Raw genomic sequence first — 15378 nt, forward strand, 5'->3', positions numbered from 1 at the left:
GGCCCATAGCCCAGGGAGTAGTCGGATATGGGTTTGGAAGAGAAACTGCCCAGCGGTTTCGTACTCAGCACGGTCGAGGCCATGGCGGGGTACATGCGCAAGGGTTCGGTATGGCCGGCCACCTTCGGCCTGGCCTGCTGCGCCATCGAGATGATGGCGACCGGCGGCGGCCGGTTCGATTCGGCGCGTTTCGGTATGGAGGTTTTCCGTGCCTCGCCGCGGCAGGCCGATCTGATGATCGTCGCGGGACGGGTCAGCCAGAAGATGGCGCCCGTGCTGCGCCAGGTCTACGACCAGATGACCGAGCCGAAATGGGTACTGGCCATGGGGGTCTGCGCGTCGTCGGGCGGAATGTTCAACAACTACGCGATCGTCCAGGGAGTGGACCATGTGGTGCCGGTCGATATCTACCTGCCGGGTTGCCCCCCGCGACCGGAAATGCTGCTCAACGCGATCATTGCCCTGCACGACAAGATTCAGCACACCCCGATGGGGGTGAATCGCGCCGAAGCGATCCGGGCGGCGGAGCAGGCCGCCCTCGCCGCGACCCCGACGATCCGGATGGAGGGGTTGCTGCGATGAGCGCCGACCGTCCCGAATCCACCGACAGCCGCGCCGTCGAACCCGAACAGCCGATCGGCTCCCAGGACGAGGTGATCGGCCGCCGCCGCGGCATGTTCGGTATCTCCGGTAGCGGTGACACCTCCGGTTACGGGCGTCTCGTGCACGAGATCGCTCTGCCGGGCGGCACACCCCCGCCGTATGGGGGCTACTTCGATACGGTCGTCGACCTGCTGCGCACCGCGCTCGGCACCGGCGCCGGATTCGAGGCGGCGATCGAGAAAGTGGTCGTGGACCGCGACGAACTCACCCTGCACGTACGCCGGGACCAGTTGGTGGCGGTGGCGCGGGCATTGCGCGACGATCCCGCCCTGCGGTTCGAATTGTGTCTCGGGGTGAGCGGCGTGCACTACCCCGGCGAGACCGGCCGCGAACTGCACGCCGTCTACCACCTGAACTCGATCACCCACGGTCGGCGGCTGCGCCTCGAGGTGGCGGCGCCCGATACGGACCCGCATATCCCCTCGCTGTACCGCGTGTATCCCACCTGCGACTGGCACGAACGGGAAACCTACGACTTCTTCGGTATCCGGTTCGACGGGCATCCCTCGCTGACCCGGATCACCATGCCCGACGACTGGCGCGGTCACCCCCAGCGCAAGGACTACCCGCTCGGCGGGATACCGGTCGAGTACAAGGGCGCGCGCATTCCGCCGCCCGATGAGCGGAGGACCTACAGCTGATGAGTGAAATCGATATCCGGCCCGGCGTATCCGGTCAGCCGGACCACGACGACTCCGGTACCGGCGCCGCCTCCACCGCACCGGGTGCGGATTCCGGTCAGCAGGTGGTAACGGTCGCGGGCCAGGACTGGGACGATGTCGCCGATGCGCTCCGTGGCGCCGGGGAAGAACGCATCGTCGTCAATATGGGGCCGCAGCATCCCTCCACGCACGGCGTGCTGCGGCTCATCCTCGAGATCGAGGGCGAAACCGTGGTGGAGGCCCGCTGCGGAATCGGCTACCTGCACACCGGGATCGAGAAGAACCTGGAGTTCCGCACCTGGGCGCAGGGCGTCACCTTCGTCACCCGAATGGACTATCTGTCGCCGTTCTTCAACGAGACGGCCTTCTGCCTGGGCGTGGAACGGCTCCTCGGGATCACCGGCGATATTCCCGAGCGCGCCACCGTGATCCGGGTTCTGCTCATGGAACTCAACCGCATCTCCTCACATCTGGTGGCGCTCGCCACGGGAGGTATGGAGCTCGGTGCGCTCACCCCGATGCTGTTCGGTTTCCGGGAAAGGGAACTGATTCTGGACGTCTTCGAGGCCATCACCGGCCTGCGGATGAATCACGCCTTCATCCGGCCCGGCGGCATCGCCCAGGACCTGCCCGACGACGGGGTCACGAAGGTGCGGGAACTGCTGGAGCTGATGCCGAAACGGCTCCGGGATATGGAGCATCTGCTCACCCACAATCCGATCTTCAAGGCCCGCACCGAAGGCATCGGCTATCTGGACCTCACCGGATGTATCGCCCTCGGTGTCACCGGCCCGGTGCTGCGGTCCACCGGACTCCCGCACGATCTGCGCAAGTCCGATCCCTATTGCGGATACGAGAACTACGAATTCGATATCCCCACCACCGATACCTGTGACTGCTACGGCCGCTACCTCATCCGGATCGAGGAGATGAAGGAGTCGCTGAAGATCGTGGAGCAGTGTCTGGACCGGCTGCGTCCCGGGCCGGTGATGGTCTCGGACAAGAAGATCGCCTGGCCGGCGGATCTCACCCTGGGCGAGGACGGCCTGGGCAACTCACCACGGCATATCGGCAAAATCATGGGCACCTCGATGGAGGGGCTCATCCACCATTTCAAACTCGTCACCGAGGGCATCCGGGTGCCACCGGGGCAGGTCTACGCCGCGGTGGAATCACCGCGCGGGGAACTGGGGGTGCATATGGTCAGCGACGGTGGTACCCGGCCCTATCGCGTGCATTATCGCGATCCATCCTTCACGAACCTGCAGGCCGTGGCCGCGATGTGTGAGGGCGGCATGGTCGCCGATGTGATCGCCGCCGTGGCCAGTATCGATCCGGTGATGGGCGGGGTGGACCGATGACCGAGATCCTGCTGCGCCTGAGCACCCGGCCGCAACCCTATCCGGACGACGTCCGGGCCCGGCTCGAACCGGATGCGAAGGAGATCATCGGCCGGTACCCGTATCCGCGTTCGGCGCTGCTTCCGCTACTGCACCTCGTGCAGTCGGAAGAAGGCTGTGTGAGCAGCACCGGTATCGAATTCTGCGCCGAGTTGCTGGGCCTCACCGCCGCCGAGGTGACGGCGGTCGCGACCTTCTACTCCATGTACCGGCGCACTCCCACCGGTGATTACCACGTCGGTGTCTGCACGAATACGCTGTGCGCGGTCCTCGGCGGCGACGCCATCCTCGCCGTACTGCGCGAGCATCTGGGTATCGCGCACGGGGAGACCACCGATGACGGGAAGATCACCCTCGAACACATCGAATGCAACGCCGCCTGCGATTACGCGCCGGTCGTCATGGTGAACTGGGAATTCTTCGACAACCAGACACCCGAATCGGCGAAGACCCTGGTCGACGATCTCCGCGACGGTCAATCCGTCCGGCCGACCCGCGGGGCGCCGTTGTGTACCTTCCGCGAAACCGCACGCGTACTGGCCGGATTCCCCGATCCCCGCCCCGGTGTGCTGGACGGCGAGCCGGGCGGTCCGACGCTGGCGGGTCTGGAGATCGCGCGCGAACAGGGAATGCGTGCCCCGGAGGTCCCGGAGACCGGTGAGGACGGTGCCCGATGACCTTGACACCGGTACTGAGCAGGTTGTGGAATCTGCCGAACTCCTGGACCCTCGACACCTACCGTGCGCATGGGGGGTATGAGGCGTTGCCGATCGCGTTCGGCATGACACCCGACGAAGTCATCGCCACGGTCAAGGACGCCGGGCTGCGCGGCCGTGGCGGAGCCGGTTTCCCCACCGGGATGAAATGGGGTTTCATCCCGCAGGGTCCCGAACCCGACGGTACGGTCAAACCGCACTACCTGGTGGTCAATGCCGACGAATCCGAGCCCGGCACCTGCAAGGACATCCCCTTGATGCTCGCGGCCCCGCATTCGCTCGTCGAGGGGGTGATCGTCGCGGCCTACGCCATCCGCGCCGCGCATGCGTTCATCTACCTGCGCGGTGAAGTGGTCCCGGTGCTGCGCCGGTTGCAGGCGGCTGTCGCCGAGGCCTACGCGGCCGGATTGCTGGGCTCCGACATCCTGGGCTCGGGTTACGATCTCGAACTCACCGTGCATGCGGGGGCCGGCGCCTATATCTGTGGTGAGGAAACCGCTCTCCTGGATTCGCTGGAGGGCCGCCGCGGCCAGCCCCGGCTGCGGCCGCCGTTTCCCGCGGTCGCCGGGCTCTACGCCAGCCCGACGGTGGTCAACAATGTCGAATCCATCGCCAGCGTACCGCCGATTCTCCGCAACGGGCCGAGCTGGTTCCGGGCCATGGGCACCGAGAAATCGCCGGGTTTCACGCTGTACTCGCTCTCCGGGCATATCACCCGGCCGGGCCAGTACGAGGCACCGCTCGGGGTGACCCTGCGAGAGCTGCTCGGATACGCGGGCGGGGTCCGGGCGGGCCATCGGCTGAAGTTCTGGACACCGGGCGGGTCCTCCACTCCCCTGTTCACCGCCGAACATCTCGACGTACCCCTGGACTACGAGAACGTGATGACGCACGGGTCGATGCTGGGCACCAAAGCGCTGCAGATCTTCGACGACACCACCTGTGTGGTCCGGGCCGTGCTGCGCTGGACGGAGTTCTACGCGCACGAATCGTGCGGTAAATGCACGCCGTGCCGGGAGGGCACCTATTGGCTGGTGCAGCTGCTCACCCGGCTCGAAGCGGGCCTCGGCACCTCGGCCGACCTGGACAAACTCCTGGATATCGCCGACAACATCAACGGTAAATCGTTCTGCGCGCTCGGCGACGGCGCCGCCAGCCCGATCGTGTCCTCCATGAAGTACTTCCGCGACGAATACATCGCCCATCTGGAACGAGGCGGCTGCCCCTTCGACCCGGCACGCGCCACCGCCTGGGCCCCGACCGCGGCCGGAGAGGTAATCCGATGACAGCTACCGTTCGTTCCGATTCCGCCGATCTGCAGCCCGCCGACCTGGTCACCCTGACGATCGACGGCACCACGGTGAGTGTTCCGGCCGGGACACTGCTCATCCGGGCCGCCGAGCTGATCGGCGTCCAGATCCCGCGTTTCTGTGATCATCCGCTGCTGGCGCCCGTCGGCGCCTGCCGGCAATGCCTGGTGGAAGTGGAAGGTCAGCGCAAACCGGTGGCTTCCTGCACCATGGCGGTCGCCGAAGGCATGGTGGCCCGCACCCAGTTGAGTTCGGCGGCCGCGGCGAAGGCACAGCAGGGCGTGATGGAACTGCTGCTGATCAACCACCCGCTGGATTGCCCGGTCTGCGATAAGGGCGGCGAATGCCCGCTGCAGAACCAGGCCATGTCCACCGGGCGCACCGAAACCCGGTTCGAAGGGGTCAAACGAACTTTTCCCAAACCGATTCCGCTGTCGAGCGCGGTACTGCTGGACCGAGAACGCTGTGTGCTGTGCGCGCGCTGCACCCGGTTCTCCCAGCAGATCGCCGGAGATCCCTTCATCGAATTACTCGATCGCGGCGCACTCCAGCAGGTCGGCACCGCCGAGCACGAACCGCTCGACTCGTACTTCTCCGGGAACACCGTGCAGATCTGCCCGGTCGGCGCGCTCACCGGGACCAGCTACCGGTTCCGGGCCCGTCCCTTCGACCTGGTGTCCAGCCCCAGTGTCTGCGAACACTGCGCCTCCGGCTGCGCCCAGCGCACCGATCACCGGCGCGGAAAGGTGATGCGCCGGCTGGCCGGTGACGACCCGCAGGTCAACGAGGAATGGAACTGCGACAAAGGCCGGTGGGCATTCGCCTACGCCACCGAACGGGACCGCATCACCACTCCGCTGCTGCGTGGTTCCGACGGCGAACTGGCACCCTGTTCGTGGCCGGAGGCACTGGCTGCCGCCGCACGTGGGCTGCGGGCCGGAGTGGGGAACGCGGCGGTGCTGCCGGGCGGGCGGGTCACCGAGGAGGAGGCTTACGCCTACGCGAAGTTCGCCCGGGTGGTGCTGGGCACCAACGATATCGATTTCCGGGCTCGCGCCCATTCCGCCGAGGAGGCCGAGTTCCTCGGCGCGTGGGTCGCCGGGCACACCGACTCGGTCACCTACGACAGCCTGGCCACCGCACCGGTGGTTCTGCTCGCAGGTTTCGAGCCGGAAGAGGAGTCACCCATCGTCTACCTGCGGCTGCGCAAGCAGGCGCGTCTGCGGGCCTTGCCCATCTACTCGGTCGCCGCGTACGCCTCCCGCGGTCTGGAACGGATATCGGGCACGCTGGTTCCGACGGTCCCGGGCGCCGAAGCGCAAACTCTCGCCGCGCTCGGCGGAGCCGACGGACCGGCGTCGACCTCGGCTGTAGCGGAGCCCGTTTCGGCGAACCTGGCACAGTTGCTGCGCGAACCCGGCGCGGTGATCCTGGCCGGCGAACGGCTGGCCGCTGTCCCCGGGGCGCTGTCGGCGGCGATCCGGCTCGCCGCCGATACCGGCGCCGCACTCGCGTGGATACCACGCCGGGCCGGTGAGCGCGGCGCGGTGGAGGCGGGCGCCCTGCCGGGTCTGCTGCCGGGCGGTCGGCCCATCACCGACGCGCAGGCTCGCCGGCAAGTCTGCGCGGTATGGGGCATCGACGAACTTCCGATAACTCCGGGGCGCGATACGGGCACGGTCCTCGACGGCACCGGCCGCGTCGGCAGCCTCGTCATCGGCGGCGTCGAACTCGCCGATCTTCCCGAACCGGCCGCGGCCCGGGCGACGCTCGCACGGGCCGATTTCATCGTCTCCCTGGAGCAACGGCACAGCGAGATCACCGCGTACGCCGACGTGGTGTTCCCGGTCGCGACAGCAATGGAGAAATCCGGTACCTACCGCACCTGGGAGGGTCGCCCGAGACCGTTCACCGCGGCGCTCACCGACAGCACGGTGCGCCGGACCGCCGCCCCGCTCTCGGACCAGCGGGTATTGCACAGCCTCGCCGCGGAACTCGGTATCGCGCTGAGCCTGCCCGATACCGCCGCCGCTCGCGCCGAACTCGATCGGCTCTCCGGCTGGTCCGGGCCCACCGTCACCGCACCCGCGTATCCGCCCCGCCGGATGACCGACCCCGCGGCCGGAACCGCGATCCTGGCCGGCTGGCGAATGCTGCTCGATCGCGGGCGGCTACAGGACGGTGAGCCGAATCTCGCGGGGATCGCCCGGGCGCCGGTGGCCCGGATGTCGGCGGCCACCGCGGCGGAAACGGGAGTGGCCGAAGGTGATCCGGTCACGGTCGGCACCGAAAACGGTGCCGTCACCCTCCCGCTGGTGGTCACCCCCATGCCCGACCGGGTGGTGTGGCTGCCGATGAATTCTCCCGGCTGCTCGGTCCACACCGATCTGGGCGCCGGACCGGGCAGCGTCGTCACCGTGCGGCGTGCCGAACCGACGGAGGTCTCCGATCATGACTGACCTGTCCCTCTTCGGCCTCGACCCGCTGTGGCTGGTCGCCGCCAAAGCCGTCGCCGTTTTCGTCTTCCTGCTCTTGACCGTTCTGTTCGGGGTACTGGTGGAACGCAAGGTCGTCGCCTGGATGCAGATGCGGGTGGGGCCCAACCGGGTCGGCCCCAAGGGCCTGCTGCAGAGCGCGGCCGACGGGGTGAAGATGGCGTTCAAGGAGGACATCGTCCCCGCGATCGTGGACAAGCCGATTTTCGTTCTCGCCCCGATCATCTCGGTGATCGCCGCGGTGATGGCGTTCGCGGTGATCCCGTTCGGGCCGGAGGTGTCGATCCTGGGGAACAACACTGCCCTGCAGCTCACCGACCTGCCGGTGGGTGTGCTCTACATCCTGGCGATCACCTCGATCGGGGTGTACGGAATCGTACTTGCCGGATGGGCCTCCGGGTCGACCTATCCGCTGCTCGGCGGCCTGCGTTCCACCGCCCAGGTGATCTCCTACGAAATCGCTATGGCCCTGTGTTTCGCGGCCGTGTTCCTGCTCGGCGGCACCATGGCGACCTCGGGCATCATCGCCGCCCAGCAGCCCACCTGGTATGTGTTCCTGCTGCTGCCGTCGTTCCTGATCTATTGCATCTCGATGGTCGGCGAGACCAACCGCGCGCCGTTCGATCTGCCCGAAGCCGAAGGCGAGCTCGTCGGCGGTTTCCACACCGAATACTCGTCGCTGAAGTTCGCGATGTTCATGCTCGCCGAGTATGTGAACATGGCGACAGTCTCCGCGCTGGCGACCACCATGTTCCTGGGCGGCTGGCGCGCTCCCTTCCCGATCAACCTCTGGGCGGGTGCGAATTCGGGCTGGTGGCCGCTGCTCTGGTTCACCGCCAAGGTGTGGATGTTCCTGTTCGTCTTCATCTGGTTGCGTGGCACCCTGCCGCGGCTGCGTTACGACCAGTTCATGAACCTCGGCTGGAAACTGCTGATCCCGACCTCGCTGGCGTGGGTGATGGTCGTAGCCACCGCCCGTGTCCTGGATCTGGAGGGTTATGCGGCGGCCACACCGATCCTGGTGATCGCCGGTCTCCTGGTGACCGCGCTGTTGATCGGTGTGTTCCTGCGGGCCGGCCGTACTCCTGCCCCGGCTCCCGAATTCCCGCCGGACGACGATATCGCCGCACCCACCACGCAGCAATCGAGCGGTTCCGAGGTATTCCTCGGCTTCCCGACCCCGCCCCTCCCCGAGCGGACCTCCACCATCAGCTCCTCGCCCGGGCTGTTCGAACCGCTGGCCGGTTTCGCGGTGACCGCCGCCACCATGTTCAAGAAGCCCAATACCGAGTTCTACCCCGAGGAAAAGGTACCTACCGCGCCGCGCTATCACGGCCGGCACCAGCTCAACCGGCACCCGGACGGGCTGGAGAAATGCATCGGCTGCGAACTGTGCGCCTGGGCCTGCCCGGCCGACGCGATCTACGTCGAGGGCGCCGACAACACCGAGGAGCAACGCTTCTCGCCCGGTGAACGCTACGGCCGCGTCTATCAGATCAACTATCTGCGCTGTATCGGATGCGGCCTGTGCATCGAGGCCTGCCCCACCCGGGCACTGACGATGACCAACGACTACGAGCTCACCGATGACAACCGGGCCGACCTCATCTACGAGAAGGATCAGCTGCTCGCGCCTCTGGGACCGGATATGCAGCCTCCACCGCACGCCATGCAGCCCGGCACCACCGAAGCCGACTACTACCTCGGCCGGGTGCACGGCGATACCGGACGACCCGTCGCCGGCGTGGCACAGGCAGGTACCCGATGAGCCCCGCGACCACACTCTTGGCAGCCGCCCCCGTCACCGAGACCGGAGCCGGTGAAGCCGTACAGTTCTGGATCCTGGCGCCGCTGGCGGTAGTCGGTGCGCTCGGTATGGTTTTCGCGGCCAAAGCCGTCCATTCGGCGATCTGCCTGGCCGCCACCATGATCAGCCTCGCCGTTTTCTATATCGCCCAGGACGCGCTGTTCCTCGGTGTCGTCCAGATCGTCGTATATACCGGCGCCGTCATGATGCTGTTCCTGTTCGTGCTCATGCTGGTCGGTGTCGATTCCGCGGAATCCCTGCGGGAGACGCTGCGCGGACAGCGGATCGCCGCCGCGTTGGTGGGTATCGGCTTCGGGATTCTGCTGTGCACCGGGATCGCGCACGGTATCCGGCGTTCCGGTATCGCCTTCCCCGCATCCGGTTTCCCGGGGCAGGACGTGATCGGCGCGCTCGCGGAGTTGATCTTCGTGCGTTATGTGTGGGCCTTCGAACTCACCGGAGCGCTGCTCATCGCCGCCACCATCGGCGCCATGCTGCTGGCGCACCGCGAACAGTTCAGCCCGAAACTCGGCCAGCGCGAACTGTCCCGGCGGCGGTTCCGCGATGCCGGCCACCGGCCGACACCGCTACCGACTCCCGGCGTCTACGCCCGGCACAATGCCGTCGACATCCCCGCCCGGCTCCCGGACGGCTCCTTCGAGGAACTGTCGGTCTCCACCATCCTGCGGCATCGCCGCGCCCGAGCGCTCACCGATGCGGCGGTCCTGTCCGTCGCCGCCGCGCCGCCCGGCACCGGGGATACCGCACCGCCCGGCACCGGACACTCCACCGCTCGCCCGGCCGATGAGGAAGGTAACCGGTGAACCCCGAGAACTATCTGTTCCTGTCCGCGCTGTTGTTCACGATCGGCGCCGCGGGAGTGTTGTTGCGGAGCAACGCCATCATCGTGTTCATGTGCATCGAACTGATGCTCAACGCGGTCAATCTCGCGTTCGTGACCTTCGCCCGGATGCATGCGAACCTCGACGGCCAAGTCTTCGCGTTCTTCACGATGGTGGTCGCCGCGGCCGAGGTCGTGGTGGGACTGGCCATCATCGTCACCATTTTCCGCGCCCGCCGCTCGACCTCGGTCGACGACGCCAACCTGCTGAAGTTCTGACATGTTCGGGTCAAACGCGGAAGCGGCAGCGCAGTGTAACCACGCAGCGCTCCCGGACAGGTCGAAAGGACGCTAGATGGACACCGCAACGCTGTGGCTGCTGCCCGCCCTGCCCCTCGCCGGCGCCGCCGTCCTGCTGCTCACCGGCCGCCGAGCCGATGCCTGGGGCCATCTGCTCGCGACCTTCGCCGCGCTCGCCTCCTTCGCCGTCGCGATCGTGGCCTTCGTGGGCATGCTGGGCCGGGCCGATCCCGACCGCGCGGTGGCCGCGGACCTGTTCAGCTGGGTCCCCGTCGCCGGCCTACAGGTCGATTTCGGCCTGGCGCTGGATCAGTTGTCGATCTGTTTCGCGCTGCTCATCACCGGCGTCGGCTCGCTGATCCACATCTATTCGGTCGGATATATGAGTGACGACCCCGGCCGCCGCCGGTTCTTCGCCTATCTCAACCTCTTCCTCGCGGCCATGCTGCTGCTGGTGCTGGCGAACAACTATCTGGTGCTATACCTGGGCTGGGAGGGTGTCGGCCTGGCCTCGTATCTGCTGATCGGCTTCTGGTATCACAAGCCGACCGCGGCGACAGCGGCCAAGAAGGCGTTCGTGGTGAACCGGGTCGGTGATATGGGATTGGCGCTGGCCATGATGGTCATGTTCGCCACCTTCGGTTCGGTCGGTTTCGACGCCGTCTTCGGGTCCGCTTCCGCCGCAAGCGACGGCACGCTCACCGCGATCGGACTGCTCCTGCTGCTGGCCGCCTGTGGTAAGTCCGCGCAGGTGCCGTTGCAGTCCTGGCTCGGGGACGCAATGGAAGGCCCCACCCCGGTCTCGGCACTCATCCACGCCGCCACCATGGTCACCGCGGGGGTGTACCTGATCGCCCGCTCCAATCCGGTCTACAACCTCGCGCCCACCGCACAGGTTGCGGTCGTGCTGGTCGGGGCGGTGACTCTGCTCTTCGGCGCGATCATCGGCTGCGCCAAGGACGACATCAAGAAGGCACTCGCCGCATCGACCATGAGCCAGATCGGCTATATGGTGCTGGCCGTCGGCCTCGGGCCGGCGGGCTACGCAGTGGCCATCATGCATCTGCTGACCCACGGCTTCTTCAAGGCCGGCCTGTTCCTCGGCGCCGGGTCGGTGATGCACGCCATGGACGATGAAACCGATATGCGCCGCTACGGCGGATTGCGTACGTTACTGCCGATCACCTATGTCACCTTCGGACTCGGATATCTCGCGATCATCGGCGTACCGCCGTTCGCCGGGTTCTTCTCCAAGGACCGCATCATCGAGGCCGCGTTCGCCGCAGAGGGCGTCGCCGGGCCGATCCTGGGTACCGTCACCCTGATCGGCGCCGGGCTCACCGCCTTCTACATGACCCGGGTCATGCTGCTCACGTTCTTCGGTGAGCGCCGCTGGAAACCCGATAACCACCCGCACGAATCCCCCGGTGTGATGACCGGCCCGATGATCCTGCTGGCGCTCGGTTCCGTCGGTGCCGGTGCGGTATTCGTCTGGGGGTCGTCACTGCAGAACTGGCTGGCTCCGGTCGTCGGCGAGCACCACGGCGAGCCCGCACTGCCGGTACCCGTGATCACCGGGCTCGCGCTCGGGGTGGTCGCGATCGGCGTCGCGCTCGCCTACCGGCAGTACGGGCGCGCGAAGGTACCGGACACCGCGCCTGCGGCGGTCTCCGCTGTGACCGTGGCCGCTCGCCGTGACCTTTACGGGGATGCGGTCAACGAGGCGGCGTTCATGCGGCCCGGCCGGCATCTCACCCGGGCGCTGGTTTTCCTCGACAACCGCGGTATCGACGGACTCGTCAACGGTTGCGCCGCCCTCATCGGCGGTTTGTCCGCGCGGGCACGCCGAGTCCAGACCGGATTCGTCCGTTCGTACGCCCTGTCCATGTTCACCGGCGCGGCCCTGGTGGCCGCCGCCCTGCTGGCCGTGAGGATCTGGTGAGCGCCGTGCCCTGGTTGACCGTGCTCTGGCTGCTTCCCGTGGTGGGTGCGGCTGTTGTACTCCTGCTGCCCGCCGCCCGGCGGAATGCAGCCCGCTGGACCGGCCTGTCGTTCGCGGTGGCGACCCTGGCCGTGGCGCTCGCCGTCGCCATGGCCTTCCAGCCGGGCGGCGAACAGTTCCAGTTCGTCGAATCCCACACCTGGATACCGGCATTCGGTGCGGGCTACACCCTGGGCGTCGACGGAATCGCGCTGGTGCTCACGCTGCTCACCGCCGGGCTGGTGCCGCTGCTGATCGTCGCGGGCTGGCACGACGACCGCGAGGTCGGGTCCGGGCGGCGCGCGGCGCATATCTATATCGCCCTCACCCTGCTGGTCGAGGGGATGGTGCTGGTTTCCTTCCTGGCCCTCGACATCCTGCTGTTCTATGTGTTCTTCGAGGCCATGCTCATTCCGATGTATTTCCTCATCGGCGGGTTCGGACCACGCACCGACAGCGCGGCCGTCCGGCAGCAGCGCTCACGGGCCGCGGTGAAATTCCTGCTGTACAACCTGCTCGGCGGGTTGATCATGCTGGCGGCGGTGATCGGTCTGTACGTGCTCACCGTCCAACAGGATCTCGGTGCCGACGGGGCGGGCACGTTCGATCTGCGCGCGGTGGTGGCGGCGGCGAACGCCGGCGATCTCGGCGCGGGCCCGGCCGTGCTCAATGCCCTGTTCCTGGGGTTCATGTTCGCGTTCGCGGTGAAAGCGCCGCTGTGGCCGCTGCACACCTGGCTGCCGGATGCCGCGGTCTCCGCGACACCGGCCAGCGCGGTGCTGATGATGGCCGTGGTGGACAAGGTCGGCACCTTCGGCATGCTGCGCTACTGTCTGCTGTTGTTCCCGGCCGCCTCGGATACGTACGCGCCCTTGGTGATCGCCCTGGCCGTGATCGGCATCCTCTACGGTGCGCTGCTTGCGATCGGGCAGACCGATGTGATGCGACTGATCGCCTACACCTCGATCTCGCATTTCGGTTTCATCGTGCTCGGTATCTTCGCCATGACCAGCCAGAGCCAGACCGGCGCGACCCTGTACATGGTGAACCACGGCATATCCACCGCGGCGCTGTTCCTCGTGGCCGGCTTCCTGGTGTCCCGCCGGGGCAGTCGGCTCATCGCCGATTACGGCGGAGTACAGAAGGTGGCTCCGGTCCTGGCCGGCACGTTCTTCATCGCCGGACTGGCCACGCTGTCGCTACCGGGCCTGGCGCCGTTCGTCAGTGAGTTCCTCGTGCTCATCGGCACATTCAGCCGCTACCAGGTGGCCGCGATCCTAGCCACGGGAGCCCTGGTGCTGGCCGCGATCTACGTGCTGTGGCTCTACCAGCGGATGATGACGGGGCCGGTGACCGAGGGCAACGAGGGCATCCGCGACCTGGTACCTCGGGAACTGGTCGTGGTGGTTCCGCTGGTCGGTGCTCTGATCTTCCTCGGGGTGTATCCGAAACCGGTGCTCGATTTCATCGATCCCGCTGTGCACCAGACCCTCACCACCATCGGCAGTGTCGATCCCCCACCGCCGGTCCCGGTACAACCGGAGGCGGCGAATACCGGAGGTGTGCCCCATGAGCGCTGATCCACGCGGCAGTGACATCCTCGCCACCTCGATACCGGCGCCGAGTATCGAATATCACGCGCTGGCCCCGATTCTGATCGTTTTCGGGGCAGCTGTGCTCGGGGTCCTGGTGGATGCGTTCTTACCGCGATCCCGCCGGTATCCGACTCAGGTGGCGCTCACCCTCATCGCTCTCGTCGCCGCGTTGACCGCGGTGGTGCTCCTTTCCGGCACGCGGATGACCGCCGTCGCCGATGCGGTCGCGGTCGACGGGGTGACGCTGTTCCTTCAGGGCACATTGCTGGTGGTCGGGATTCTGGCGGTACTCTTCGTCGCCGAACGTGGCCCGCTTCCACGGCCGCGGTCGGGCCCCGGTACCTGGAGTCGCGCCGCAGCCGTCCCCGACTACGGAATGGACGCGTTCACGCCGCAAGCGTCCGCCGTGCCCGGCAGCGGTGCCGAACGGTCCGCGGCAACCGCGGGTGTCACGCCCACCGAGGTGTTTCCACTCCTGCTGCTGGCCCTCGGTGGTTTGCTGCTTTTCCCGGCGGCCAACGATCTGCTCACCATGTTCGTCGCGCTCGAAGTACTGTCGCTGCCGCTGTACCTGTTGTGCGGGCTGGCGCGCCGGCGCCGGTTGCTCTCGCAGGAGGCAGCGCTGAAGTACTTCCTGCTCGGGGCGTTCTCGTCGGCGTTCTTCCTCTACGGGGTAGCGCTGCTCTACGGCCAGGCCGGGACCGTCCGGCTGACCGGTATCGCCGAGGCGCTCGCGGCCGAATCCGGTGCGCCGACACTCGCGTTGCTCGGTGTCGCCATGCTGGCGGTGGGCCTGTTGTTCAAGATCGGCGCGGTTCCGTTCCAGGCTTGGGTGCCCGATGTGTACCAGGGCGCGCCCACACCGATCACCGCCTTCATGGCCGCGGCCACGAAGATCGCGGCGATCGGTGCCCTGTTGCGGGTGCTGCAGGTAGGTGTGGCCGAGATCGCCGACGATTGGCGGCCGGTGCTGGCCGCCGTCGCCGTGGCCACGATGGTGGTCGGTGCCGTGCTGGCGATCACGCAGACCGATATGAAACGTATGCTCGCGTATTCCTCGATCGCGCACACGGGTTTCTTGCTGACGGCGCTGGTCGCGGCGAACGACCGCGGTATCTCGTCGACACTGTTCTACCTGTTCGTCTACGGATTGGGCACGCTCGGCGCGTTCGCGATCGTGAGTATGGTGCGCGAATCCGACGGGACCGAAGCCACCGCACTGTCGCGCTGGGCCGGTCTGGGCAGGCGCGCCCCGTGGCTCGCCACCGTCTTCGCCCTGTTGCTGCTGTCGTTCGCCGGTATCCCGGTCACTGCGGGGTTCGTTGCCAAGTTCGCGGTTTTCCAGGCGGCGGCCGCCGGTGATGCCGGGCTGCTCGTGATCGTGGGCGTACTGGCGAGCGCGGTTGCGGCCTTCTTCTATATCCGGGTGATCGTGCTGATGTTCTTCACCGATCCCCCGGCCGATCCGCCGATCGTGGTCAGGCCACCGGCCACCATGGTGTCGATCGCCGTTGCCGCAGTGGCCACGCTGGTTCTGGGCATCGCGCCGCAACCGCTGCTGGATATGGCCGGCCGGGCCGCCGAATTCGTGGGCTGACCGGCCGGCCC

The 15378-nt window shown here is 67.1% G+C and carries 12 protein-coding genes; all 12 read left to right on the forward strand.

The features are described from left to right. The first annotated feature begins 27 nt into the window (after window positions 1–27). The 12 genes from IU448_RS04780 (at window position 28) to nuoN (ending at window position 15367) form a co-directional block, all read left to right on the forward strand. Window positions 28–582, forward strand: coding sequence for a NuoB/complex I 20 kDa subunit family protein (locus IU448_RS04780; protein ID WP_195054239.1), 555 nt, complete (start codon window positions 28–30; stop codon window positions 580–582). Continuing rightward, a complete protein-coding gene (locus tag IU448_RS04785) occupies window positions 579–1304 on the forward strand; it encodes an NADH-quinone oxidoreductase subunit C (RefSeq protein ID WP_195054240.1) in 726 nt (241 codons plus the stop codon). Before IU448_RS04780 ends, IU448_RS04785 begins: the two co-directional genes overlap by 4 nt. Further along, on the forward strand, window positions 1304–2686 hold the full coding sequence (locus IU448_RS04790; RefSeq protein ID WP_228812024.1) for an NADH-quinone oxidoreductase subunit D: 1383 nt from the start codon (window positions 1304–1306) through the stop codon (window positions 2684–2686). The genes IU448_RS04785 and IU448_RS04790 overlap by 1 nt, the downstream gene beginning before the upstream one ends. Beyond that, window positions 2683–3402, forward strand: coding sequence for an NADH-quinone oxidoreductase subunit NuoE (nuoE, locus tag IU448_RS04795; RefSeq protein ID WP_195054241.1), 720 nt, complete (start codon window positions 2683–2685; stop codon window positions 3400–3402). The genes IU448_RS04790 and nuoE overlap by 4 nt, the downstream gene beginning before the upstream one ends. Beyond that, a complete protein-coding gene (nuoF, locus tag IU448_RS04800; RefSeq protein ID WP_195054242.1) occupies window positions 3399–4727 on the forward strand; it encodes an NADH-quinone oxidoreductase subunit NuoF in 1329 nt (442 codons plus the stop codon). The genes nuoE and nuoF overlap by 4 nt, the downstream gene beginning before the upstream one ends. Further along, window positions 4724–7210, forward strand: a complete 2487-nt coding sequence (locus IU448_RS04805; RefSeq protein WP_195054243.1) for an NADH-quinone oxidoreductase subunit G — start codon at window positions 4724–4726, stop codon at window positions 7208–7210. Before nuoF ends, IU448_RS04805 begins: the two co-directional genes overlap by 4 nt. Further along, on the forward strand, window positions 7203–9014 hold the full coding sequence (gene nuoH, locus IU448_RS04810) for an NADH-quinone oxidoreductase subunit NuoH (RefSeq protein WP_195054244.1): 1812 nt from the start codon (window positions 7203–7205) through the stop codon (window positions 9012–9014). The genes IU448_RS04805 and nuoH overlap by 8 nt, the downstream gene beginning before the upstream one ends. Then, window positions 9011–9877 (forward strand): NADH-quinone oxidoreductase subunit J, encoded by an 867-nt coding sequence (locus IU448_RS04815; RefSeq protein ID WP_195054245.1) that lies wholly within the window; start codon window positions 9011–9013, stop codon window positions 9875–9877. The genes nuoH and IU448_RS04815 overlap by 4 nt, the downstream gene beginning before the upstream one ends. Continuing rightward, a complete protein-coding gene (gene nuoK, locus IU448_RS04820; RefSeq protein WP_068036553.1) occupies window positions 9874–10173 on the forward strand; it encodes an NADH-quinone oxidoreductase subunit NuoK in 300 nt (99 codons plus the stop codon). The genes IU448_RS04815 and nuoK overlap by 4 nt, the downstream gene beginning before the upstream one ends. Window positions 10174–10249: 76 nt before the next feature. Then, window positions 10250–12136: an NADH-quinone oxidoreductase subunit L gene (gene nuoL / locus IU448_RS04825; RefSeq protein ID WP_195054246.1), complete on the forward strand. Its 1887-nt coding sequence runs from the start codon at window positions 10250–10252 to the stop codon at window positions 12134–12136. Continuing rightward, complete coding sequence (locus tag IU448_RS04830; protein WP_195054247.1) at window positions 12133–13755, forward strand: NADH-quinone oxidoreductase subunit M; 1623 nt, start codon at window positions 12133–12135, stop codon at window positions 13753–13755. The genes nuoL and IU448_RS04830 overlap by 4 nt, the downstream gene beginning before the upstream one ends. Then, window positions 13745–15367, forward strand: a complete 1623-nt coding sequence (gene nuoN / locus IU448_RS04835; protein ID WP_195054248.1) for an NADH-quinone oxidoreductase subunit NuoN — start codon at window positions 13745–13747, stop codon at window positions 15365–15367. Before IU448_RS04830 ends, nuoN begins: the two co-directional genes overlap by 11 nt. The last annotated feature ends 11 nt before the right edge of the window (window positions 15368–15378 follow it).

It is taken from the genome of Nocardia flavorosea (assembly GCF_015477805.1).
GTDB classification, from domain to species: domain Bacteria; phylum Actinomycetota; class Actinomycetes; order Mycobacteriales; family Mycobacteriaceae; genus Nocardia; species Nocardia flavorosea_A.